The organism is Micromonospora sp. NPDC007271 (assembly GCF_040634005.1).
GTDB lineage: Bacteria > Actinomycetota > Actinomycetes > Mycobacteriales > Micromonosporaceae > Micromonospora.
The window spans coordinates 45,142-67,551 of the sequence record NZ_JBEYER010000027.1 but is presented as its reverse complement, the minus strand read 5'-3'; the positions used below and the strand labels follow the sequence as shown (position 1 = coordinate 67,551).

The window sequence follows — 22,410 nt, the reverse complement described above, 5'->3', positions numbered from 1 at the left end:
CCTGCAGCGTCGCCTCGACCCGGGGCGCGCGGGCGCCAAGGTGTGGATGGCCACGCTCGCGGCACTGCGTAACCGCGGGGTCGAGGACGTGTGCATCGTGGCGTGCGACGGGCTCAAGGGTCTGCCCGACGCCATCGGCGAAATCTGGGCCAGGGCCGGCTTCGTAACGAACTCGACGTCGTCCGGCACGCCGACGGCGGCGAGACGCTCGGGCCGCTCGCACCACGTCGCCTCGGGTAGGCGAAGCCGGCGGTCGATCAGCGCCCGCCCCGCAGGTGACACGTAGGCCAGGAACACGCCCAACGCGGACTACACGGGCGAGGGCACGCACTAGTCACTAGCCGGATGGGTCACCCATGTCCCGGGACTTATCTGGGCGGTCTCGGTACCTGCATGATACTGGGGCCGCTGTCACAACGGCGGTTGACAACTGATGACCGTGGACGTGGATGAGTTCTGGCAGCTTGTGGAACGGGCGCGAACGGCGGCGTTCGAGGCAGTGGGCTACGAGTCGTCACGGTCCGGAGAGGCGATGCACGATCGGTTCGGTGGACTCGTACAGCGCCAGATAGTCGGCGAAGAGGGCGTCGTACCGGTCACGGTGCCGGGGGTCCGGCTCGATCGTACGCATCATCGGGTTCCATGTTGCGGTGTCTGATGCCGCTCCGGTCGCGACCGCGGCCAGCATCGCGTCGCCGTACGCCGCCCCGGTCGTCTCCCGGGGAAGCTCCTGCACCAGGCCGGTCACGTCGCTGACGATCTGCGTCCACAGGTCGCCGGTGGTTCCGCCACCGACCGGTACGACCCGCGCCGGCACCGCGCCGGCCTCGCGCATTGCCGCGATGTTGTGTCGCACCCCGTACGCGACTCCCTCCAATGCCGCCCGGTACAGGTGGCCTCGGCCGTGACCGAGGATCAGCCCCGCCACCACGCCCCGCGCCCGGGGGTCGAAGATCGGCGTACGCTCGCCGGCCAGATAGGGCAACATCAGTAGTCCCTCGCTGCCGGGCGCGACCGCGGCCGCCTCAGTGGTCAGGGCGGTGTAGTCCGCGCCGGTCAGGTCGGCCAGCCAGCCGGTGACCGATCCCGCGGTGGCCATCCCGGCGGCGAGGCAGTTCACCCCGGGACGTAGGCCGACGGTGGGCCACAGCCGGCTGCTGGTCAGCGGCCGGTCGGTCATCGCGACCAGGAACATGGTGCTGCCGTACATCAGCATCAGGTCGCCGGGCGAGCGGACGGCGACGCTCTCCGCCTCGGCCCAGGCGTCGATGGTGCCAGCGGTCACGGGCAGACCGGCGGGCAGGCCGGTCTGCCGGGCGGCCTCGGCGGTGACCCGGCCGGCGACCTCATTCGCCCAGCGCAGCGGAGGACGCTGTACGTGCGGAGCGATCTCGTCCCACCAGGCGGCGTCCCAGTCGCCGACCCGCTGGTCGTAGAGCGGGCTCACCTGGCTCGCCGAGTGGTGGTCGAGCAGGTACTCGCCGGTGAGCCGGTGCACCAGGAAGGAGCTCGCCATGAACATCATTCGGGTTCGGGCGAAGATGTCCGGCTCCCGCCGGGCGAGCCAATACAGCTTCGGCCCGATCGCCTGTGAGGTGAGGATCGACCCGCGGCGCACGATCTCCGCCGCCCCCCACCGGCCGGTCAGCAGGCCGATCTCCTCCTCTGCCCGGGTGTCGATGCCGTACAGGATGGCGGGCCGCAGCGGCCGGCCGGCCTCGTCGGCGGGCAGCAGGCACGGCCCGATGCCGCTGACACCGAGGCCGGCCGGGCGAACACCGGGATCCGCGGTCAGCTCGGCGATCACCCGCCGGAGGTCGTCCCACCAGACAGACTCCGGATCGTGCTCGTACCAGCCGGGCCGGGGGTTGCTCAGGCCGTGAGCGACCTGCGCGCGGGCCACGACCCGGCCGTCCGCGGTGACGGCGACGCCTTTGGTGCTCGCGGTGCCGACGTCGACGCCGAGGAAGACGTCCATCAGAGCAGCGGGGCGCTGTCGGGGCGGCTGCCGCAGAGGTTGATGCGCATGCCCAGCTGGTGCGCGGTCAGCGCCTTCGCGGCGAGCAGTTCGTCGGCTCCGGCCGCGTCGGTGGCGTAGCTGACCTGGATGTGGTTGGACCGGTGCCGGGCCATGAACTGGTCCCGGGTGACGCCGTGCAGCACGGCGTGCATGATCGGCCACTCCCGGGTGGTCGCGGCCCACCGCCGTTCGGTCTCCGCCGCGGGCAGCTCCACCACGGTGGCCCGGCCGAGGTCCATGTGCAGCTCGTCGCCCTCGACGAAGATTCGCGACCAGACCAGCTCGCCGGGCTTGGCGACGCCCCGCACGGTGCCGCCACCGAGCCGGAAGTAGAGCGGTGGCTGGCGCATCGAGTCGGTGCCGGCGTACCCGCCGATGTGGTGCTCGGGCGGCACCGCCCCGGAGATCTCGAAGACCCAGACGAAGTCGTCCACCGTGCCGCTGGCGTCGTGGTCGCCCCACCGCACGTCGTGCAGGGTGGTCTCCACCGGCTGCCCGAGCGCGCCGGCCAGCCGGGTGGTGAGCAGGGCGTCCAGGCCGGCGCACTCGTCGACCTCGTTGAAGTGGGTGATCGGGGCGCCGTCGCGGATGACCGCACCGTCGTCCCCGGTGACCGGCGGGCGGTCGGCGTTGTTCAGCAGGCCCTCTGCCAGGTCGGAGGCGGGGAGGACGTCGGCGAGACCGAGCTGGTACTGGATGCCGATGATGTCGCACCGGAACCGGTCCGCGATCCGGGCCGCGGCGGCGTACATCCGCAGTTGCAGTAGGACCTGCTCGCGGGTGAGCTCGGTGGCCTCGTCGGTGCCGAAGTGGAAGGTCATGCCCCGGTCGGTCAGCCACCGCAGGGCGGCCTCCGCCTCGTCCTCGCTCGCCCGCATGGTCTCGGCGTACAGGGCCGACTGGGACAGCCGCTCCTTGAAGACGTTGAGCGGGAAGAGCAGCTCGTCGGGGATGATCGCGTTGTACATGCCCATGCAGCCCTCGTCGAAGACGCCGAGGATGGCGCCCTCTCGGCGCAGCCGGCCGAGGACGTCGTCGGCGGCCCGGCGGGCGCGGCCGTCCACGGTGGATGCGTCGAACGGCGTGACGTGGCTGAGGTCGTGCTGGATGCTGCCCTTGGTCAGCCATTCGTCGAGGCGGGCGTTGAACCAGTCGTCGGTGAAGGTGCGGCTCCACAGGGTCTCGAACGGCCGCCCGGCCTTGGCCAGCGAGGCGTTGAGGTTGAGCAGGCCGACCAGGCCGGGCCACTCCCCTTCCCAGTTGGCCACGGTGAGGATCGGGCCGCGGTGCCGCAGCAGCCCGCCGAGGACCTGCTGGGAGAACATCCACACGCCTTCGGCCATGACCACCGGGGCGTCCGGCGGCAGCGCGCCGAGCACCGCGAGGCCTTGCGCCTGGCTGGCGATGAAGCCGTGCCCCTCCGGCGTGTCCGCCGGGTGCGCCCGCTCCAGGGTGACGCCCCGCTTCCGGAACGCCTCCGTGAGGAGGGCCTCGAAGCGCTGTTGGGCGGGCCAGCAGAGCTGGTTGGCGGACAGCCGCTGGTCGCCGTTGGCGACGAGGTACGCGTGCTCGATCATGACGTCTCCAGGGTGTAGCGACGGGCCATCTCGGCCAGGGGTACGGGCTGGTAGTCGGCGGCGTGGCCGGCCTGCCCGAAGAGGCGCATGCGCTCGGCGACCATCCGCTGCATCGCCTCGCGGCCGGGGCGCAGGTAGTACGCCGGATCGACGTTCAGCCGGTCCGTGCCCAGCGCCTGCCGCGCCGCCCCGGTGAAGGCCAGGTGCGAGTCCATGCCCTGGTTGATCTTGCGGACGCCCATGGTGATGGACCGGACCTTCTCCGCGTCCGGCACGCCCCACGACTCGGGCAGGCCGGCGCCGTACCGGTTGTTCTGCTCCCGCAGCTGAGCGGGCAGCGACGACGAGCCGTGCATGACCAGGTGGGTCTGTGGCACCAGGCTGCTGATCTTCTCGATCAGCGTCATCTGCAGCACGGACCCGTCCGGGGGTGCGTCGAACTTGTAGGCGCCGTGCGAGGTGCCGATCGCCACGGCGAGGGCGTCCACGCCGGTCGCCGTCACGAATTCGCTGGCCTGGTCGGGGTCGGCGAGCACGATCGGCGCCCGGGATCCGTCGGTCTTGGAGCCGCCGATCGTGCCCAGCTCGCCCTCGACGGAAACCCCGCGCCGGTGGGCCTCCGCCACCACCTCGGTGGTCACCGCGAGGTTCTCGGCGAACGAGGACGGGGTGCCGTCGGCGCGGAGGCTGCCGTCGATCATGACGCTGGTGAAGCCGTTGTCCATCGCTCGCAGGCAGGTGGCGGGGTCCGGGCCGTGGTCCAGGTGCAGCACCACGGGCAGCTGCGGGTAGCCGTCGATCAGGTGATGCAGCGCCGACCAGAACCGCTCGTCGCCGCCGTGGGCGGTGACGCCGGCCAGCGAGGCGAGGATGACCGGCGACGACGTCTCGGCGGCGGCGTCGAGGACCGCCTCGGCCTGCAGCACGTCGCTGACGTTGAACGCGCCGAGGGCGTACCCGCCGCGCCGCGCCTCGTCCAGCGCCTGTCGGAGAGTGACCAGTGGCATGGGGTGCCCTTCCTCAGAGCGACGTGGTGATGCCGAGCGAGTGGTAGTCCAGGACGATCGGCTTGTCGGTCAACGCCCGGGCGTGCAGCAGCACCTTGGCGGCGCTCTCCACCGCGACGGTGGTCTTGAACGCGTCCCGCAGGTTCTCGCCCACCGTGAGCAGCCCGTGGTTCGCCCAGACCACGGCGTTCAGATCCCCCATCACGTCGCACATCGCGTCGCCGAACTCGGTGCGGTTGCTGAGGGCGAACGGCATGATCGGGACATCGCCCTTGGTGTAGATGACCATGTTGACCAGGGCACCGGTGATCGGCTGGCCGGCCACCCCGAAGACGTTGGCGAAGACCGGCTCGGTGTGCACGATCGCGTTCACGTCCGGCCGCCGGCGGTAGACCGCCAGGTGCACGGTCACCTCGGAGGACGGCTGGTGCGGCCCCTCGATGACGTTGGCGTCGGCGTCCACCACCACCATGTCGTCGGCCGTCATCCGGTCGTACTCCAGGTCGGTCGGCGTGATCAGGAAGCGGTCCGTGCCGGGCAGCCGGACGCTGATGTTGCCCTGGGTGTTGAAGTTGAGGCCGTAGCGCATGGACAGCAGGCAGTAGTCCAGCACGTCCTGCTTGGTCTGCTGCAGGTCGAACTCGGTCACCGGATCTCCTTCGGATCGGAAAAACTACGGTCGTGCGGGATGAGGGTCGGATAGAGGTCACGGAACCGGCGCGACTGCGCGGCGTACCACTGGGCCGTGCCGGGGTCGGGGTGGGCGACCGGCAGGCAGGCCGGTGCGGGCAGCTCGGCGAGCGACGGATAGCGGCCGATGCCGGCGCCGGCCTGCAGGGCCGCGCCGCGGGCGGCCGCGTGCCCGGGCACCGGGGTCAGCGCAAGGTCGGCGGCGGAGGCGCGGATGGCCAGCGTCCGGTGGCTGCGGGCGCCGCCGCCGACGGCGTGTACGGCGCCGATCGTGACGCCCCGCTGGGTGAGCGCGTCGGCGATCTTGCGCAACTCGAACGCGGACGACTCGAGGAAGGCGCGGGCGAGCTGCTCCCGGGTGGTCTCGAGGGTGAGCCCGACGACGGCGCCACGGGCCCTCGGGTCGTTGTCGAGCGTCCCGGATCCGGCGAAGTACGGCAGCACCAGCACCTGCGGCGGCTCGGGCGACGCCGCCTCGAAGAGGGCGTCGCGCTCAGCCGGCCCGGCGACGCCGGCCAGCGTGGCGAACCAGTCCAGCGCCCAACCACCCGCGGCGGTGCCGGCCAGGGTGAGCCAGCGGCCCTCACCCATCGGGTACGACGCCAGGCCGGTGCCGACGAGCCCGCCGGGACGGTCGGGCGATCCAACGGTCAGGCAGTCGCTGGACCCGAAGGAGAAGACGGCCGCCGAGCCGAACTGGCCACCGCCGCCGAGGAACGACGACGCCTGGTCGTGCGATCCGACCACGAGCGGCAGGCCGGCCGGCAGTCCGGTGGCGCTGGCCGCCTCGGCGTTGAGCTTGCCGATCATGGTGCCCGGTGGGACCACGTCGGGCAGCAGGGCGACCGGGACGCCGGTGGCGGCGAGCAGCTCGGCCGACCAGACGCCGCGGTCGACGTCGAAGCCGCCGGTACGGGCCGCCATGCTGGTGTCCAGCGCCGGCCGCCCGCCGAGCCGGGCGGCGACGTAGTCGCCCAGGCAGCGATAGCCGCGCACGTCCGGACCGGTCCAGCCGGGAATCTTGTAGACGGAGAACATCGGGTGCGGCGGCTGGCCGGTGATCCGCTGCACCTCGCCGGCGCCCAGTTCCGCGGCGACCTGGTCGGCCAGGTCCGCACCGCGCCGGTCCATGCTCACCGGCGCCGGAGCGAGAGCGGTGCCCTCGGCGTCGACCGGCAGGACTGCCTCGCCCTGCACGCTGAACGAGATTGCCTCCGGCGGGTCGGCGACCACCGCGTCCCGGGCGGCCACGTCCGCGAGCAGCGCCGTGGCCGCGGCAAGCACCTCGTCGGCGTCGGTCTCCACGATCCCGGGCGCCGGCCGGTGCAGGGTGGTCGCGCGGGAGGCGCCGGCGATCTCGGCGCCGTCCGCCGAGATGGCCACCACCCGTACGCCGCTGGTGCCCAGGTCGACGCCGAGCAGGCTCATTTGATCGCCCCGGACAGGCCGTTGACCAGGTGGCGCTGGACCAGCAGGAAGACCACCACGATCGGGATCGAGATGAGTACCAGGATCGCGAACAGCGCGCCCGGCTGGCTGAGGAAGGTGCCGCGGTAGGCCAGCGGGATCAGGGTCAGTGGCTTGAGCGTGTTGTCCTCGAGCGTGACCAGCGGCAGCAGGAAGTCGTTCCAGGACGACATGGACTGCCAGATCGCGACGACGGCCAGGGCGGGCCGGCTCAGCGGCAGGTAGACCTTCCAGTAGACGGAGAACTTGCTGGCGCCGTCCAGCATGGCCGCCTCGTACAGTTCGTTCGGCACGGCGAGGAACGACGTGCGGATGATGATGACCGCGAACGGCAGGCCCAGCGCGGTGTAGACGAGCACCAGGCCGGCCAGGTTGTTGTACAGGCCCATGGCCTGAAGGATCTTGAAGGTGGCCACGACGATGCTGGACATCGGCAGGATCAGCGCCAGGGTGAGCGCCCCGAAGATCACCGCCTTGAGCGGGACGCGCAGCCGGGCCAGCGCGAACGCGGTCATCGAGCCGAACAGGATGACCAGCAGCACCGACGGGACGGTGACCAGCAGGCTGTTCACGAGGTTCCGCAGGATCGGATTGTTCGTCCAGATCTGCACGTAGTTACCCATCGACGGTTCCTGTGGGAACAGCCCGAGGGCGGTGGTGCCCGGGTTCGAGGTGGGCAGCAACGACAGGCCGACGACCATGACGAGCGGGATCAGCCAGAGCACGGCCAGCGGGGCGAGAACAGCGTGTGACCAGTGTGGAAGGCGGCGCCGGTGCGGCCGGACCGGTCCGGAGTCGGCTCGTGCCGGCGCGGCAGTCGCCGGGATGGCCTTGCGGTCAGTGGTCATTTCTCGTCTCCGGTGAGGAAGCCCGATCCGAACGCCCGCACCATCGACAGCGAGCTGATCACCGCGATCAGCAGCAGGACCGCGCTGATGGTCGAGGCGTACCCGACGCTCTGCAGCTGGAAGGCCTGCTTGAAGGTGTAGGTGGGGAGCATCTCGGAGGCGTGGTTGGGTCCGCCCTCGGTGAGGACGTAGACGAGTTCGAAGGTCTTCAGCGAGCCGATGATGCCGAGCAGCAGCAGGGACAGGTGGGTCTGCCGGAGCAGCGGCCAGATGATGCTGCGGATCGTGCGCCAGGTGCCGGCACCGTCGATCTTGGCGGCGGCCAGCACGCTGCTGTCGATGAGCTGCAGGCCGGCGAGGTAGAACAGCATGGAGAAGCCGGTCCACATCCACACGTTGACGACGATCGCGGCGAAGATGGCGGTCTTCGGGTCGGCGAGGTAGCCGTGCACCAGGAAGTCGAGCCCGGTGGCCCGGCCCAGCTTGGCGACCACGCCGTTGAACGGGTCGAAGATGCGCTGCCAGACGATGCCCACCACGACCGGGGAGAGCACGGCGGGGATGAAGAAGATCGCCCGGTAGATCGCCCGGCCACGCAGCTTCTCGTTGAGCAGCATGGCCAGGAAGAACCCGATGAGGGCCTGCGGGATGATGGTGAGCAGGATCCACCAGCCGGAGTTCTTCAGGGTGGTCAGGAAGATCGGGTCCTGGAAGAGCCGGGTGTAGTTGCCGAGACCGACGAATCTGCCCGGGTTCACCCCGTCCCAGTCGAGGCTGCTGGCCTGGAAGTTGTAGACGATCGGGTAGATCACGAAGATCCCGAACAGCACGATGGCCGGCAGCAGGAAGAGGGTTCCGGCAAGCCACTCCCGGGGAGCGGTGTGCTTCTGAACGGTGTGGTCACTCATTGGTCAGCTCCGTGGCCGGATGAGGGTGTGGGCCGCACACCCTCATCCGCCTGGTTCGGGCGGCCTGGGCCGCTCAGCCGTTGACCTTCTGCTGTTCCGCCTGCACCTTCGCGGCGGCCGCCTGGGGCGTCAGCTCACCCGTGGCGATGCCGGACAGTGCGTCCCCGAGCGCGGTGTCCATCTGCGGGGTCTTCAGGTAGCGGGAGTACTTCACCTGCGGCATCCAGTCCGAGGTCAGGGTCGTCCAGATCTGCTTCTGCTTGTCGCTGGTGAACTTCTCCGGGTTCAGGCCGGTCACCGCGGGCAGGTCGTTGAACGTGTTGACCAGCTTCTGGGCGCCCGCGCCGGCGATCCAGTCGGTGAGCACCTTGCACGCCAGGTCGGGGTTCTTGGTGTTCTTGGCGATGCCCAGCGAGACGTCGATGCCGCCGACGAGCTGCGGCTGGGCGGCGCCGCCCGGGATGGCCGGGAACAGGAACGGCTGGTAGCCGGACATGCCCTCGGACAGCGGCGGCAGGCCGGTCTTGGTCGGGTCGGACTGCTGGATCCACCAGGCGCCGAGCGGGATCATCGCCGCGTTGCCCGCCTCGAACTGGTTCGCGCCGGTCGGGTAGGCGTCCAGGCCGATCGCGCCCTTCTGGGCGATGCCGTCGGTGAAGAGCTTGCCCCAGTAGTCGAACGCTTCGACGAGCTTGGGGTTGGTCCACGAGTCGGAGCCGTCCTCGGCCTTGTAGACCAGGCCCGGCTCGATGTTGTTGGCGATCTGCAGGAAGACGACATTGCGCAGCCAGCTGTCCTTGGCGGGCAGCATGAACGGCGCGTACTCCCCGCCCTTGAGCTGGTTGACCGTCGCCTTGAGCTGGTCCCAGGTCTGCGGGATCTGGGCGTGCTTCTCGTCGAAGATCTTGGTGTTGGCCCAGAGGTTCACGGTCTGCACGAGCAGCGGGAGCGTGTAGAAGTTCTCGTCGCCGGCCGGGTTGCCCATCCGGGCCTGCTCGATGCCGATCGGATAGAACTTCTTCTGCCAGTCGGCGCCCCACGTCTTCTGGGCGCAGTCCTGCAACGGCATGAGGTTGGCCCGGTACTGCTGGGTGAGCGCGCCAGGCTGAAGGCCGACGATGTCGGGCATCGTGTTGGACGCGGCCCGGGTCTGCAGGTCGACCAGGTACTCGGGGTAGTTGAAGATGGTCGCGTCGATCTTCGCATCCGGGTTCGCCTGCTTGACCGCCGCGATCATCTGCTGGGTGGTCTGTTCGATCGGACTCCACGACCGGAAGGTCAGGGATCCCGACCCGCCGCTGGTGGACTGGTTGTCACTGGCACCGCCGGCGCATGCGGCGAGCCCGAGGGTGAGCGCTGTCGCCGCAGCAACGGCGCCAAGTCTTCTTTGCCGCTTCACTGTCAGGTCCTTCCCACGGACGGGGCCGGAGGCGGCCCGTGGATGTAGACGATTACATGAGCTGTGCCACAGGCACAACCCCCTCTTGTGCTGGACTTTTACACGTAGCTGCAACAGCCCCTTCACGGCCCGGTAACCTTCCACGCCCCGACGAGCCGCTTCTTGCCAGGGAAATCTGTAATCGATTACATTCCGCCCGTGGCTCATCGACCGCCGCCCGCCCGACGGGTAACCTGTGCTCACCTCACCACCGGAACGCCACCGCGAAGGGCCCGCCTTGACCACCATCCGTGACGTGGCCCGGCTCGCCCAGGTGTCCACCGCGACCGTGTCGCGCGTGTTCGCCTCCGACACCGCCGTGCGACCGGACACCGCCGAGCGCGTCCGCCGCGCCGCACGGGAACTCGGCTACGTGCCGAACTCGCTGGCCCGATCCCTGCGCCAGCAGACCTCGGCCACCTGGGCGCTGATCATCGCGGACATCGAGAACCCGTTCCTCACCCAGGTCACCCGCGGCGTGGAGGACGTGGCCCAGTCGGCCGGGTACTCGTTGCTGCTGTGCAACACGGACGAGAACCCGGAGAAGGAAGAGGGCTACCTCAGCATCGCCGCGCAGTACCGGGTATCCGGCGTGCTGATCACGCCGACGTCGGCGACCAGCCGGGTCGACCGGCTGCTGTCCCGAGGTCTACCGGTCATCACCATGGACCGGCCGCTACGGCAAGACCTGGCAGTGGACACGGTCCTGATCGACTCACGTCGCGCAGCCCGAGCAGCCGTCGACCGCATGATCGCCCACGGCCACCGCCGGATCGCCTGTATCACCGGACCGCAGCGCGTCTTCACCGCCAGCGAACGGGTGCTCGGCTACCGAGAAGCCTTACAGGACGCCGGACTGCCGATCGACGAGAACCTCATCCGCTACGCCGCCTTCAACGAGAACGGCGGCCGCCAGGCCGCGGACGCCCTGCTGGAGACGGCGGACGTCGAGGCCATCCTGGTGGCCAACAGCATGATGGCCGTCGGCGTCCTACGCATCCTGCGCGACCGGCAACTCACCCCCGGCCAGGACGTCGAGCTGGTGGTCTTCGACGACGCGCCATGGACCGGGCTACTCACACCAGCAATCTCAGTCATCCACCAGCCCGCGTACGAGCTGGGCCAGGCCGCCGGCAAGCTGCTGCTCGATCGGCTGCGCTCCCCCGGCCAGCCAGCCCGAACGGTGATGCTGAACGCCACCCTGCCGGCGGACGGCGAGGCACCACTGCCCCGCGTACGGCGACCTGACCTGGCCACCACCGATCCGGTCACCTCCGCGATCCTGACCCGTTCGACTCACCTCAACCCGTAAACTCAGCCGGCATCCCGCAAGTTCACCCGGATCATCTGGTCCATCCGCGCCTTGGTAGTCGCCCCCCGAACTGCGGTGCTCGTCCATGATGCGGCTGCGGTGCAGCAGCCGGGACTCAACCACGGTGAACGCATCGTCGATGCTGTCGGCCACGTGCAGGCGCGGCCACGGGCCGAGGGTCACCACCTCCGGGCCGAGCAGCGCAGCCAGAGTCGCGGCATCGATAACAACCCCGCTTGACTTCGAAGAGCCCCCATGTCGGCGTGGGTGCTGATGAACTGTGTCTGGACGAAGTTGGTGACGTCGGCCTGCGCCCGGGCCCACGCCGTGACCCCGGTTCCGTATGTGCCGGTGTCGGTGGAGCAGGAGAACAGCCGTGTCGCGAAGACGTCGTCCCATGCGATGACGAAGTGCCTGACTCCGATCTGGCGCAGCTGGTCGCGATGCGAGGAGGCCCGAGCCCTCACCGCGACAGTAGGCGCGGTTTGTGATCACTGATGATCCGGATTTGGCCGTGGGGTGGCGGCGCCCGGCGTGGACCCGGGTCTGCCCGCAGCGCCCTTCTCACTCATGACGCGAGGACCGCGCGTGTGACGCCTCGGCCCTCACGCCGATGGTGGGCTTGGCGGTCCAAATTCCCGCCCGTCGCCTGGATGCCTTCGTCCGGGGCGGATCAGGGTTCGATCGGCCGGACCTGATCCCGGTACCGCTCATAGAGGCCGCGATTGTGCGCGTCGCCCTGAGCAAGATTCGCGGATACGTGCACGGGCGGGTCGATGCCGCGGGCCAACAGCTGGCGGCAGACCAGTTCGGTCAGGAGCTGCGCGATGAGGACTCCGGTGAGCGACGACACCGCCCCGGTCCGAACTCCTGGGGTGATCTCCAGTGCCGCGTCTCCTGCCGGCGCGTGGTTGTCGATCACCACATCCGCCAAGTCAGCGAGATGCGGTCCCTGGGTCGAACGCGCGCCGGCCGAGCGGGTGTGGGCGAGTGAGGTGACCGCCACGATCGGATGCGCGCGCTCGCGGGCCAGCGCCGCCATCTCGATGACGGCGGCGTTGATGCCGGAGTTGGAGACGATCAGGAAGGCATCGTGCTTGGAGGGCGCGGCGAGGTGGTAGATCCGCTCGGCGAGGCCGGACTCGCGCTCGTACGTCGGGTCGAGGATCGGCCCCGGGTCGGCGCCGCCGAACATCACGAGATCCTTGACCGCCAGCATGCTGACGGCGGCGAGGCCACCGGCACGTCCGGCGAGTTCGAGGGTGACGATCCGCGAATGGCCGGTCCCGAACGCTTGGAGGACGCCACCGGCGGCGATGGCGTCGGCGACCAGCCCGGCCGCGGCCTCGATGGCGTCGAGCTCTGCCGCCAGGACCTGGTCGAGTGCGTTCCGGGCGATGGTGGCGTAGGCCGGTTCAGGCACTGATCCTCCTGGAATGTTCACGGTCGCCGACGGCTTCGGTGGCGGCTTCGACGGCAGCCTCGACGACGATCTCGCCGCTGCCCGAGGTGACCGGACTGACATAGGTTTCGTAACAGGGTTGCGTGTCGCGGGCGGGCAGGTAGCCGAGGTAGCCGTTCGCATAGCCGAGGACCACGATGTCCCCCACCTGGTCGGGCGCTGCCGAACGGATCGTTTCGCTCAGCTCCAGGAACAGCTCGCCGGGAACGGCCACGACCGTGACCCCGTCGAGGTCCACCGCCTCCACGTCGATGACGTACGGTTCGGTGCGCCGGCGGGCGGCCTGCTCCTCCGCGATCCGCCGCCCCTGTTGCAGGACCCAGCAGATGCGTTCGTTCTTGCCCGCTGGCGGTGGCGTCTGCCGCAGGGCGGCGTCGAGTTCCTCCGGCTGCTTGGGGGCGAGTGTGACGGTTCGGGAGATCGGCGGCCGTACCGGCGTCGGGGTGCCCCCGCCGACGTGCGGTGGCACCGGTTCGACCCGGTCGGCCAGCCAGGCGCCGAGCCGATCCGCCTCGTCAAGCCCCCGCCCCTGGCGGGTGTGCCGGGTACTGATGTCGCCGGCGGCACCGGTGGCGACGACCACCCACCTGCCTGGTGCGGACAGCGCCCGGCGGATGCCGCCGTTCAGGTCGGCGCTCACGTGGTTGTTGTCGGCGGGAAGGATGGTCGGGTGGACCGGAGAGATCACGACCAGCCCCACCACGTCGGTACCTGCGGTGACCGTGATGGTGTCGACGGGAATGTCCAGCGGGCCCGAGTCGGTGACGTTACGACGGCCCGCCAGCTTGGGAACCAGTGTGCGGACGCTGCCGAGTCTGGCGGCGCGCTCGGACGCCAGGGCGGACCGCGCGGCCGCGAGTGATGCGGCTTCGAGCCGGTCGGCGACGTGCCGTGGGGTGGCGTCGCCGCCGGGGCTGCAGCCTGCCTCGGGACTCGCGTGGGTGTGGGTGGCGGCGACCCAGCAGGACTGCACGCCGATGTCCCGCATGGCGCTCCGGATCCGCTCGACGACGTCGACATTGACGCAGATCAGATCCGCGACCACCAGCGCGAACCGGTGGCCGTCGTCGGCGAACGTGACGGCATGGACCTCCAGCGGGTCGAGCACGTTCTGGACGCCGTCGGAGCGGTCGGCGTAGCCACCCATGGGTTCTCCGGGCACGACCTCGAGCCGCGCCACCCCGTGTCCGACCCTCATGCGTCGCCACCGGTTCCGTGGCTCGCCACCAGGCGTGCGTAGGGGTCGACACCGCTCAGCAGCGCCGGACCACCATCGAGCGGGGCCGCTCTGGGGCTGACCAGGGGCAGCCCCCTGGCCTCGAGTTCAGCCGCCAGTGACTGGTGGAGAGCGTTCCCCAGGGCCAGCAGCCGTCCGCTGAAGGACACCCGCCGGGCTGCCCCCCTGAGACCGAGCCGAACGGCTGCCGCCTGCGCCGCGTCGGCGAGATCGGCCGCGGCCTGGGCGCAGATCTGGCCGGCCACGGGGTCGGCCTGCGCGGCCGCGTCGAGCACGTCGCGGGCGAAGGCCGCGGTACGGGCGATCATGGCGGGGTCCCGGTAGTAGCCCTGGAGCGACGCCAGGTCGACGCCGCCGAGCGCCGCGACGAGGCGGTCGGCCAGTACGGTGGCCGGCCCGACCTGGTCGTGCGACGCGGTCGCGGCGCGCATTCCGGCCAGTCCGATGGCGTACGCGCTGCCCCGGTCACCGAGGTGCGGACCCCATCCGTCGAGCCGCACGTGGTCGCCGCCGGAGTCCACCGCGAGCACGGTCGTCCCGGTGCCGACGCACAGCAGCACACCGGGACCGCCGAGAGCGCCGGCGTGCGCGAGGACGCTGTCCTCCACGACGACGGCCGGGCCGCCGAACTGCCGCTCGAGGGCGAGGGCCAGCCGCCGGCGCTCGGCGCGCTCCCCCGGTACCCCCGTCAGGCCGGCGACCACGCCGGCCACCTGTGCAGGGAGGGAGATCATCGCCGCGGCGCCACGAACGGCGGCCAGTATCCGGTCGACGCCGTCCTCGTCCGGCCGGTAGGAGAAGCCCGGGCCGACGCCGATCTGGCGGCCCGCCGGGGTACGCAGCAGCAGCCGAAGTTCCGACTTGCCGCCGTCGATGGTGATCGTCGTTGTCATCGCGACATCCCTGCGGTCAGCCCGGCGACAATCTGCTTGGTCGCGAGCGCGAACACCACGGCCAGCGGTACCAGGGCGATCACGAGCCCGGCGAACAGGGTGCCGCGGTCGGCGGCGAACTCGCCGAAGAACCGGGTCAGCCCGACCGGGATGGTGTACTTGTCGCCACTGCGCAGCAGCACCAACGGGTAGAAGAAGTCGTTCCAGGTCGGCGCGAACTGGAAGACCGTGGCCACGGCGAGTGCCGGCCGCATCAGGGGCAGGACGACCGACACGAACAGGCGGCCCTCGTTCGCCCCGTCGATCCGCGCGGCCTCCTCGAGTTCCCCTGGCAGTCCCCGCATGAACCCCATGATCACGAAGACCGAGAACGGAATGCCGCTCGCCGCGTAGAGCAGCACCAACCCGATCCGGCTGTCGATCAGACCCATCGACTGGAACATGTAGAACACCGGCAGCAGGCCGAGTTTCGCGGGAATCATCAACCCGGACAGGAAGAACGCCGCCAACAGTGCGCGGCCCCGGAACTTCCACCTCGCCAGGGCGTAGGCGGCCATCGCCGACACGCTGACGCACAGTGCCACCGAAGCGCACGTGACGGTCAGGGAGTTGATGAAGTACGTCGAGATCGAGGCGGTCTGCCACGCGCGGGTGTAGTTGCTCAGGTCGAACGAGTCTGGCAGGCCGACCGGTGCCCGGAGGATCTCCGCGTTGGGCCGCAGCGAGCCGATCAGCACCAGCAGCAGCGGGCCGAAGGCGATCGCGGCGTACGCCCACAGGAGGAGCTGGCTGCCGGCGCCGTGCAGCAGCGAACGCTGACGGGTGCCGCGCGGACGCGCGGCCTCGGCCCTGACCTTCCCTGCCGGGCGGGAGGCGGTGCGAAGGGTGGTGCTCATCTAGTGGACCTCCCGCCGGCGCAGCGCCCGTTCCAAGGCCAGGGAGACGCCGAAGATGAGCACGAAGATCAGCATGGCCAACGCCGATGACTCTCCGATCGCGTTGCTGCCGCCTCGGAAGGCGGTCCGGTAGTAGAGCAGGCCCAGCACGTCCATGGCGCCGCCGGGCCCGCCGTCGGAACCGCCGAGCGCGTAGACGAGGTCGAAGATGTTGAAGCATCCGATGAACGTCAGCACGGTGATCACCCCGACCGCCGGTATCAGGAGTGGGAACCGGATGCTCCAGAACGTCCGGGTCGGTGACGCGCCGTCCATCGCGGCCGCCTCCTCCAACTCCTGGGGAATGCCGGCCAGCGCGGCGCCGAAGATGAGCATCGGTCCGCCGATCCACTGCCAGGCGTTGACCAGGATCAGTACCGGCAGTGCGAGGTCCGGCTCGCCAAGCCACGGCCGCGCCCACGCGTCCAGGCCGACCGCTCGGAGCGTGAAGTTGATCGGGCCGAAGGTGGGGCTCAGCAACAGCGACCAGATGTACCCGACGATCAGCGGGCTGATCAGGTACGGCAGCGAGAAGAGCGTCTGGAACAGCCGCTTGCCCCGGGGGTTGCGGTGCAGGAGCACCGCCAGGCCGAGCCCGATAGTGTTCTGGATCGCCATGGTGCCGAGGAAGAAGAGCGCGTTGTGTCCGAGCGCGGCGGGAATCTCGTCGCTCAGCGGGTAGCGAGTGAGGATCTCGCGGTAGTTGCCGATCCCGGCGAACTCCCCCTGTCGGGTGCCGTCCCACCGGAACAGCCCGTAGTAGAAGGCGGTGACGAGCGGTACCACGAGGAACACCCCGTAGAGCGCGAACGCCGGCAGGCAGAACGACGTGATCCACCCTGCCGAGACCCGTCCTGCCCGGCGGCGTGACCGCCGGGCAGGACGGACCGTCAGTTCTTGGGCCGGAACCACTGATCGACCCCTCGTTGGATGTGTGCAGCCGCGTCAGCGGCGTTGCTTCGGCCCAGGACGTAGTCGGAGAACGCCTCGGAGGCGAGGTCCCAGGCGGTGGGTGTGCCGCCGGAGAAGTACGCGTAGGTGACGTACGGGCTGGGGTTCGCCTGGTACCCCTTGAGTGCCTGCGCCAGGAGTTCGTCCTGCGGCTCGGCGCCCGGTACCGGGGAGATCTGCTGGAGCTCGTTGGACAGTGCCTTGCCGAACTCCTCCGTCGCCATCCACCGCACGAGGTCCAGCGCCGCGTCCCGGTGACGGGACTTCGCCGACACGCCGAACGACCCGTCGACGTAGCCGGGCACCAGTGTCTTGTCGACCGCCGCGCCGGTCGCCGGCGGCACGTTGAAGATGCCCATGTCGAGCTGGGGGTTGGCCTTCTTGAACCCGGCGAGCTCCCACACGCCACCGGGGAACATGGCGGCCCGGCCGGAGGTGAAGAGCGCCTGCGCGTCGGTGTAGCTCACCCCGGACGCCTGCGCCGGCCAGTACTTCTGGGTGCTCTTCCAGGTCTCGAGCGATTTCACCCAGGGCGCGTCGGTGAACTTCGCCGAGCCGTTGAGCAGCTTGGTGAGGTAGTCGAGGCCGCCGTACGTGGTGGCTCCGAAGATCTCCTGCTCGATCGGCAGCATCCACTTGTCGGTGACAGTGTTCGCCAGCGGGGTGACGCCGGCCTTGCTGAGCTTGTCGAAGCCCGCGATCATGTCCGCCCAGGTGGTGGGGGCGGCGATGCCGTTGTCGGCGAAGATCTTCTTGTTGTAGATGACGTGCAGCGTCTGGATCGCGAACGGAACCCCGTAGACGTGCCCGTCCTTCTCGCCCTTCGCGCCGTCGAGGATCGGCTTCGGAAATCCGCTCAGCCTGTCAACCTGGTCGTCGAGGGGCACCAGGCTGCCGGAGCCGACCAGCGGCTGGAGCAGTCCGTAGGAGCGCAACTGCGCGACGTCAGGGCCGCTGGAGTCGGTGAGCCCGGTCTTGAGGATCGTGTCGTACTCGGTGTTCTTGTAGGGGACGTACTCCACGGTCACGCCCGGGTGGGCCTTCTCGTAGACCTGGAAGATCTTCTTGTACGCCGCGACATCCTCCTGCCGCCAGCCCCAGACCTTCAGGTTGACGGCGTCGCTGCCGCCCCCGCTGCCTGGCGCGCACGCCGTGAGGGCAAAGGCGAGCAGCGCCACCGCCCCCAACACACCGCGTCTTGTGGGCATCGCATCTCCGATCGTCGTGGCCGCCACCCGCTGGACGTGGCGGACCAGCCGAGGTTAATACTGGTATAGACCGGAGGTCAACGGTTACGCCGACCTCACCAGCCGTCCGGGCAGTTGCCCGTACGATGGCTTCAATTGCGTAGGAAGGAGAGCGGGTCCGTGCCAAGGACGCGACACGAGCCGAGCGACGGGGCGCTCGAGTCTTTGCCGGCGGAGCACAACGGCGGCAAGGGCGAGCACATCAGGGACGTCCTCAGCGCCATGGTCCTGAACTCGCGGGACGGCGCGCTGCTCCCCTCGGAGCGGGTCCTCGCCGAACGGTTCGGAGTCGCCCGGATGACCGTCCGGGGCTCCATCGACGCGCTGGAGTCGAAGGGAATGGTCCGGCGGGTGCCCGGGCGCGGAACCTTCGTGCAGCACCCCACACTGACCCACTCGGAGATCTTCCGCTCGTTCAGCGAGGACATGCGGATGCGCGGCATGACACCGGGGGCCAAGTCGTACCGCGCCCGCACCCGACCGGCCACCCGCCTGGTCGCCGCCAGCCTCGACATCGCCCCGGGCGACCCGACCCACTACATCGAGCGGATCCGTACCGCGGACGGCATCCCGATGGCGCTGGAGCGGACGAACCTCGCCGCAGCGCGGTTCCCCAGCCTGCTGAAGGTGATGGAACGCGACGACTCGCTGTACGAGGTTCTGGGCCGCGTCTTCGGGGTACGGCTCGAATCGGCGCGGCAGACCGTCACCATCGCCCGGCTGACCGACACCGAGGCGAAACGGCTCGAAGTCGCCGAGGGCGCCCCGGCGTTCCTGATCGAGCGCATCTCGGTCGACAACATGGGAAAGGTCGTGGAGTATGGCCGGTCGCTCTACCGCGGCGACCGCTACGCCATCCAGATGCACGTCAGCCCCCCGTCCCAGGGAGGCTGACGCGCACCCGGCGGCAGTCAGCCGAGACCGGTGAGGTGGTGCGCCTCGAGTTCGGCTGCGGTCAGGGCACGACCGTAGATCGCCGCCTCGTCGAGGTCGCCCTGCAGCCGCTGGTACGTGTCGTCCCCGCGGCCACCGAGCTTGACGCTCGCCGTACCGCTGCCGGGCGACACCGACGTCGCGACGCTGTTGTCCACCACGCCGTCGAGGTACACGGTCAGTCGTGACCCGTCGAAGACGGCGGCGACGTGGTGCCACTCGTTCGCCGTCAGCCGGGTACGGCCGGTCACGAGGCCGTACCCCTTCCCGGCGGCGCCGAGCGACCACGCCTGCAGGACGCCGTCGGTCACCCGCAGGGCGTACCCGTTGATCGCCGGCCCGGTGTAACTCTCGATGATCGCCTGCCCCGGCGCCGGGGCGAGCGTGTCGAGCTTCACCCACGCCTCCAGCGTGAAAGCGCCCTGGAGGTTGGTCCGCGGGCTGCGCCGCGCCTCGATGTAGCCGGCGGAGAGGTCCGCTGCCCGGTCACCGGTGATCGCTCCTTCGGCGCCCGGATGGGCGCCGGCCAGGTAGGTCCCGTTCTGCCCGCTGGCGGAGCTGTCCACGGCGGTGCTGGCGCCGGCCGCGTCGCCGAGGCGCCAGTAGCCGGCCGGGTCCGCCCCGGTCACGAGATTCGGGTAGTTCTGCTCCCCGACCAGGATCGGCAGCGACACGTTCACCGCCGGCGCGCCGTCCTCGGCGAAGGACACCGTGACCTGGTGGCGCCCTGGCTCCGCGCCAGCTGGGACGGTCACCTCCACCGGCACGCTCGCGACGATCGTCCGGCCACGCGGCTGGGCACGGAACACCTGCCGCGCCGGGTCAATGGTCCAGCCACCCGGGCCGGTCGCGGTCACCCGTCCACTCACCTGGCGTTCCGCGAACACCTCGAAGGCGACCTGGAACCGCTTCGTCTTGCCAGGCGCGATGAGCGACCCCGGCGGATCGACCGACACGCTACCACCGAACACGTCGGAGTAGTGCGGGACGATCTCGTAGATGCGCGGGGCCGCGCTGCCCGACGCCCACCGGACCCGTACCGCGCTGGCCGAAAGGTCCGCCGCCGGCACCTTGGTGAACCCGTCAGCGAGCGGTCCGAGATCCACCCAGGCGCCATCGACCAGCGCCTGGATCACGCCGTCAGCGGGAGCGGTCGCGTCCTGCACCACGGTCACCGCGGACAGCCGGTGCGGCTTGGTGATCGGAACCATGATCGCGTCGCCGTCCTGCGGCTTGCCGGCCGCGACGTAGACCGTGTCGTCGCGCCGGTCGGTCAGGTTGCCCAGCGCGGACCCTTGGGCGGCAGCCGGTAGGCCAGTGGGAGCCCCGAGGTCGCCGTACCAGCGGTCACCGATATAGCCGTCGCTCTGGGTCGCCGCGAAGCTGAGCAGATCGTCGACCGGGCCAGGGCTGATCTGGTGCCACGTCCTGTCGAGGATGCCGCGGGTACGCGCCTGCTCCCGCCGGGCCAGCCAGGCGGCTTCGCCGTCCCCCCGGTCCTGCGCCCGGAGGATGCCCAGGGCCGCCCGACCCGCCCGGCCGGTCGTGCCCACCCGGTCCAGCCAGGGCCCGATCTGCTTGAGTAGCAGAGGGTTGTCGAGCTGCGCCCGGAGCGTGGTGGGAAGTTCCTCCAGGCGGCGCAGCTCGCGGTCGAGCTGGTCGAGTTGGGCGCCCACTGCTCGGCCCGCCGAATAGTCGGCGATGAGCCGGTTGATGAGCGCGGCGAACTGCGGCCGTGCGGTGTTGTCCAGGGCGCTGGCCTTGTTGTTCTCCGCGAAGAGCCGCAGCTCCTCGTACGCGTCACCGCCGAGGATCTGAAGCGTCCGCGTCCATGAGCGTTCCGCGTCGTAGGCCCCGGGGTTCCAGGCGTAGTCGGCCTGCGTACCGAGTGGGATCTGCGAGGCCTCCTGATGCTGGACGAGTTCGTTGAACGAGATGCCGACCACGTCGCCCGCCATGCCGGCGTCGCGGTTCACCAGTGGGCCCAGCAGCAATCGGTTGGGGCTGTAGTCGTTGACCGGGTAGTTGTCCCAGATCATGATCCGGTGCCGCGGCCAGGCATCCTGAGCGGCCCGGAGGTCGTCCTCGGTGATGCTCGGCGAGACCACTTCCGGGCCCGTCCAGTAGAGGTCGACCTCAGTGCTCAGCAACTCGTCGAACCGGTTCTTGTACGGCGTGGGCGTCATGCCCCAGTACTCCGTCGGCACGGCCACCAAACGGCTGGCGCCGGGGTGCTTCTCGATGAACTCGTGTTGGACCAGGTTGGTGACCCCGGCCTGGGCGGCCGCGAGCGGCGACGGATCGCCCTGGTATGCGTCCCGGTCCTCCTGGCACGCGAAGTTGCCGGACACGTCGTCCCAGGCGATGACGTAACTGCGGACCCCGATCTCCCACAACTGCGCCAGGCGTGCCAGCAGCTTGCCCCGATCATCGTCGCGTGCATGGCAGATCCCCTGACCAGGCGCCATGGGCGCCTCCGGCGAGATCCGGTACACAAAATCGACATGACGGGACGTCGCCAGGTCGGCGATCTCCTTCAGCCGGTCCAGTTCCGCCTCGTCGTACAGGGAGTCCCAGTGCGATCCGGTACGCAGGTCGTCCGCCGGTCCGTAGAAGAACTGGTTCATCTTGTGCCGGGCCAGGAACTCGATCTGCGAGCGCCGGTCCTCCTGTGACCACACCGGTCCGTAGAACGACTCCATGCCCCCACGGATCCGGTAACCCGGCCAGTCGTGCACCGCCACACCGCCAACGGCCACCCGGGAGCCTTTCGACACGAGCAGCTGGCGCAATGACTGAACGGCGTAGAAGGTGCCGGCGCCGTCGACGCCCGCGAGGACGATCCGCGGGCGCCCGGTCTGGTCGTGCCCGGCCGCCAGCACGTACCCCTCACCGGGCAACGCCGCTGGCCCCTCCACCCCGAGATCGCTCAGGGCGGCGGTGGTCGCCGACGTCTCGTTCGGGCCGCCGAGGAAGATCAACGGACGCGGTGTGGACATGTCCGCGCTTCCGACGACCCTGGCGGTGACCCCCCGGGCGTCGAGCACGTCCACAAGCGAATTCCGGGCCGCCGGATCCACGGCCGCGCCGGCGACGACATCGACGTTGTCGGGCAGGACAACAGATCCCGGACGCGGCTCTACGCGCTGCGGCGCCGGAAGGATGCGCGCCACGCTCACCCGATCAGGAGCCTGGGCCTCGCCCCGAGCTGGCGGAGGATTCACCAGGCCAATGGCAAGCGCGACCGATCCGGCCAATACTCCGGTGCGGCGACAGCCACGAAACGAGCGCGGCAGAAACATCGAATCTCCACTCATGCGATGTGGGACGACCTTGGTTGTCGGCATGTGTCCCGGCCGGTGCGCGGTGAGCGGACCACCGCAAGGACTGACCGACACGAAGTCCGGCGGTCTGGTCAGGTCGGTGGGTGAGGCCAGCCGTCGGGGTCGGGGCCGACGCTCGCACGAGAGTGCCTCCCGGAAGAC

The 22,410-nt window shown here is 70.0% G+C and carries 18 protein-coding genes and 2 pseudogenes; 3 read left to right on the top strand and 17 right to left on the bottom strand.

The features are described 5' to 3' along the window. Nucleotides 1-58: 58 nt before the first annotated feature. Nucleotides 59-136 (top strand): annotated as a pseudogene (locus ABZ570_RS12725) (transposase); the annotation flags it as partial. An 8-nt stretch (nt 137-144) separates the two neighbouring features. Here the strand turns inward: ABZ570_RS12725 and ABZ570_RS12720 are convergent. The 9 genes and pseudogenes from ABZ570_RS12720 to ABZ570_RS12680 all read right to left on the bottom strand — a co-directional run. Beyond that, nucleotides 145-303: pseudogene (locus ABZ570_RS12720) on the bottom strand (IS701 family transposase); the annotation flags it as partial. 211 nt (nt 304-514) lie between these two features. Continuing rightward, nucleotides 515-1,978 (bottom strand): FGGY-family carbohydrate kinase, encoded by a 1,464-nt coding sequence (locus tag ABZ570_RS12715; protein ID WP_358061288.1) that lies wholly within the window; start codon nt 1,976-1,978, stop codon nt 515-517. After that, nucleotides 1,978-3,597: a fucose isomerase gene (locus ABZ570_RS12710; protein WP_358061286.1), complete on the bottom strand. Its 1,620-nt coding sequence runs from the start codon at nt 3,595-3,597 to the stop codon at nt 1,978-1,980. The genes ABZ570_RS12715 and ABZ570_RS12710 overlap by 1 nt, the downstream gene beginning before the upstream one ends. After that, entirely contained in the window at nt 3,594-4,604 is a 1,011-nt protein-coding gene (locus tag ABZ570_RS12705; RefSeq protein WP_358061283.1) for a ketose-bisphosphate aldolase, read from the bottom strand. The genes ABZ570_RS12710 and ABZ570_RS12705 overlap by 4 nt, the downstream gene beginning before the upstream one ends. Nucleotides 4,605-4,617: 13 nt before the next feature. Then, on the bottom strand, nt 4,618-5,253 hold the full coding sequence (locus tag ABZ570_RS12700) for a class II aldolase/adducin family protein (RefSeq protein ID WP_222870800.1): 636 nt from the start codon (nt 5,251-5,253) through the stop codon (nt 4,618-4,620). Continuing rightward, nucleotides 5,250-6,722: an FGGY-family carbohydrate kinase gene (locus ABZ570_RS12695; protein ID WP_358061279.1), complete on the bottom strand. Its 1,473-nt coding sequence runs from the start codon at nt 6,720-6,722 to the stop codon at nt 5,250-5,252. The genes ABZ570_RS12700 and ABZ570_RS12695 overlap by 4 nt, the downstream gene beginning before the upstream one ends. Further along, nucleotides 6,719-7,609, bottom strand: coding sequence for a carbohydrate ABC transporter permease (locus ABZ570_RS12690; protein ID WP_358061276.1), 891 nt, complete (start codon nt 7,607-7,609; stop codon nt 6,719-6,721). The genes ABZ570_RS12695 and ABZ570_RS12690 overlap by 4 nt, the downstream gene beginning before the upstream one ends. Beyond that, nucleotides 7,606-8,517, bottom strand: a complete 912-nt coding sequence (locus ABZ570_RS12685) for a sugar ABC transporter permease (RefSeq protein ID WP_073836037.1) — start codon at nt 8,515-8,517, stop codon at nt 7,606-7,608. Before ABZ570_RS12685 ends, ABZ570_RS12690 begins: the two co-directional genes overlap by 4 nt. Before the next feature lie 73 nt (nt 8,518-8,590). Continuing rightward, complete coding sequence (locus ABZ570_RS12680) at nt 8,591-9,916, bottom strand: hypothetical protein (protein ID WP_358061273.1); 1,326 nt, start codon at nt 9,914-9,916, stop codon at nt 8,591-8,593. A 277-nt stretch (nt 9,917-10,193) separates the two neighbouring features. Here ABZ570_RS12680 and ABZ570_RS12675 point away from each other — a divergent pair, with 277 nt between their 5' ends. Then, nucleotides 10,194-11,267 (top strand): LacI family DNA-binding transcriptional regulator, encoded by a 1,074-nt coding sequence (locus tag ABZ570_RS12675; protein ID WP_358061270.1) that lies wholly within the window; start codon nt 10,194-10,196, stop codon nt 11,265-11,267. 179 nt (nt 11,268-11,446) lie between these two features. Here ABZ570_RS12675 and ABZ570_RS12670 read toward each other — a convergent pair whose 3' ends face one another. The 7 genes from ABZ570_RS12670 to ABZ570_RS12640 all read right to left on the bottom strand — a co-directional run bounded on the left by ABZ570_RS12670 (nt 11,447) and on the right by ABZ570_RS12640 (nt 17,953). Next, on the bottom strand, nt 11,447-11,734 hold the full coding sequence (locus tag ABZ570_RS12670) for a beta-N-acetylglucosaminidase domain-containing protein (protein WP_358061267.1): 288 nt from the start codon (nt 11,732-11,734) through the stop codon (nt 11,447-11,449). Between the two features lie 206 nt (nt 11,735-11,940). Continuing rightward, on the bottom strand, nt 11,941-12,690 hold the full coding sequence (locus ABZ570_RS12665) for an SIS domain-containing protein (protein ID WP_358061264.1): 750 nt from the start codon (nt 12,688-12,690) through the stop codon (nt 11,941-11,943). Continuing rightward, complete coding sequence (locus ABZ570_RS12660; RefSeq protein ID WP_358061261.1) at nt 12,683-13,927, bottom strand: hypothetical protein; 1,245 nt, start codon at nt 13,925-13,927, stop codon at nt 12,683-12,685. The genes ABZ570_RS12665 and ABZ570_RS12660 overlap by 8 nt, the downstream gene beginning before the upstream one ends. After that, nucleotides 13,924-14,859 carry a BadF/BadG/BcrA/BcrD ATPase family protein gene (locus tag ABZ570_RS12655; RefSeq protein WP_358061258.1) on the bottom strand — a complete coding sequence of 312 codons (936 nt, stop codon included), beginning with the start codon at nt 14,857-14,859 and terminating at the stop codon, nt 13,924-13,926. The genes ABZ570_RS12660 and ABZ570_RS12655 overlap by 4 nt, the downstream gene beginning before the upstream one ends. After that, nucleotides 14,856-15,755 (bottom strand): carbohydrate ABC transporter permease, encoded by a 900-nt coding sequence (locus tag ABZ570_RS12650; protein WP_358061255.1) that lies wholly within the window; start codon nt 15,753-15,755, stop codon nt 14,856-14,858. Before ABZ570_RS12650 ends, ABZ570_RS12655 begins: the two co-directional genes overlap by 4 nt. Then, nucleotides 15,756-16,589, bottom strand: a complete 834-nt coding sequence (locus ABZ570_RS12645; RefSeq protein ID WP_358061252.1) for a sugar ABC transporter permease — start codon at nt 16,587-16,589, stop codon at nt 15,756-15,758. A gap of 95 nt (nt 16,590-16,684) precedes the next feature. After that, on the bottom strand, nt 16,685-17,953 hold the full coding sequence (locus ABZ570_RS12640) for an extracellular solute-binding protein (RefSeq protein ID WP_358061250.1): 1,269 nt from the start codon (nt 17,951-17,953) through the stop codon (nt 16,685-16,687). A gap of 159 nt (nt 17,954-18,112) precedes the next feature. Here ABZ570_RS12640 and ABZ570_RS12635 point away from each other — a divergent pair, with 159 nt between their 5' ends. After that, nucleotides 18,113-18,886 carry a GntR family transcriptional regulator gene (locus ABZ570_RS12635; protein WP_358061247.1) on the top strand — a complete coding sequence of 258 codons (774 nt, stop codon included), beginning with the start codon at nt 18,113-18,115 and terminating at the stop codon, nt 18,884-18,886. 17 nt (nt 18,887-18,903) lie between these two features. Here the strand turns inward: ABZ570_RS12635 and ABZ570_RS12630 are convergent, their stop codons facing one another. Continuing rightward, nucleotides 18,904-22,227 carry a beta-N-acetylglucosaminidase domain-containing protein gene (locus ABZ570_RS12630; protein WP_358061244.1) on the bottom strand — a complete coding sequence of 1,108 codons (3,324 nt, stop codon included), beginning with the start codon at nt 22,225-22,227 and terminating at the stop codon, nt 18,904-18,906. Nucleotides 22,228-22,410 lie beyond the last annotated feature (183 nt).

Coding starts and splice junctions, on each gene's coding strand:
- ABZ570_RS12710 (WP_358061286.1), bottom strand. CDS start 3,597: ATGATCGAGCACGCGTACCTCGTCGCCAACGGCGACCAGCGGCTGTCC.
- ABZ570_RS12685 (WP_073836037.1), bottom strand. CDS start 8,517: ATGAGTGACCACACCGTTCAGAAGCACACCGCTCCCCGGGAGTGGCTT.
- ABZ570_RS12655 (WP_358061258.1), bottom strand. CDS start 14,859: ATGACAACGACGATCACCATCGACGGCGGCAAGTCGGAACTTCGGCTG.
- ABZ570_RS12690 (WP_358061276.1), bottom strand. CDS start 7,609: ATGACCACTGACCGCAAGGCCATCCCGGCGACTGCCGCGCCGGCACGA.
- ABZ570_RS12630 (WP_358061244.1), bottom strand. CDS start 22,227: ATGTTTCTGCCGCGCTCGTTTCGTGGCTGTCGCCGCACCGGAGTATTG.
- ABZ570_RS12640 (WP_358061250.1), bottom strand. CDS start 17,953: ATGCCCACAAGACGCGGTGTGTTGGGGGCGGTGGCGCTGCTCGCCTTT.
- ABZ570_RS12705 (WP_358061283.1), bottom strand. CDS start 4,604: ATGCCACTGGTCACTCTCCGACAGGCGCTGGACGAGGCGCGGCGCGGC.
- ABZ570_RS12715 (WP_358061288.1), bottom strand. CDS start 1,978: ATGGACGTCTTCCTCGGCGTCGACGTCGGCACCGCGAGCACCAAAGGC.
- ABZ570_RS12650 (WP_358061255.1), bottom strand. CDS start 15,755: ATGAGCACCACCCTTCGCACCGCCTCCCGCCCGGCAGGGAAGGTCAGG.
- ABZ570_RS12695 (WP_358061279.1), bottom strand. CDS start 6,722: ATGAGCCTGCTCGGCGTCGACCTGGGCACCAGCGGCGTACGGGTGGTG.
- ABZ570_RS12660 (WP_358061261.1), bottom strand. CDS start 13,927: ATGAGGGTCGGACACGGGGTGGCGCGGCTCGAGGTCGTGCCCGGAGAA.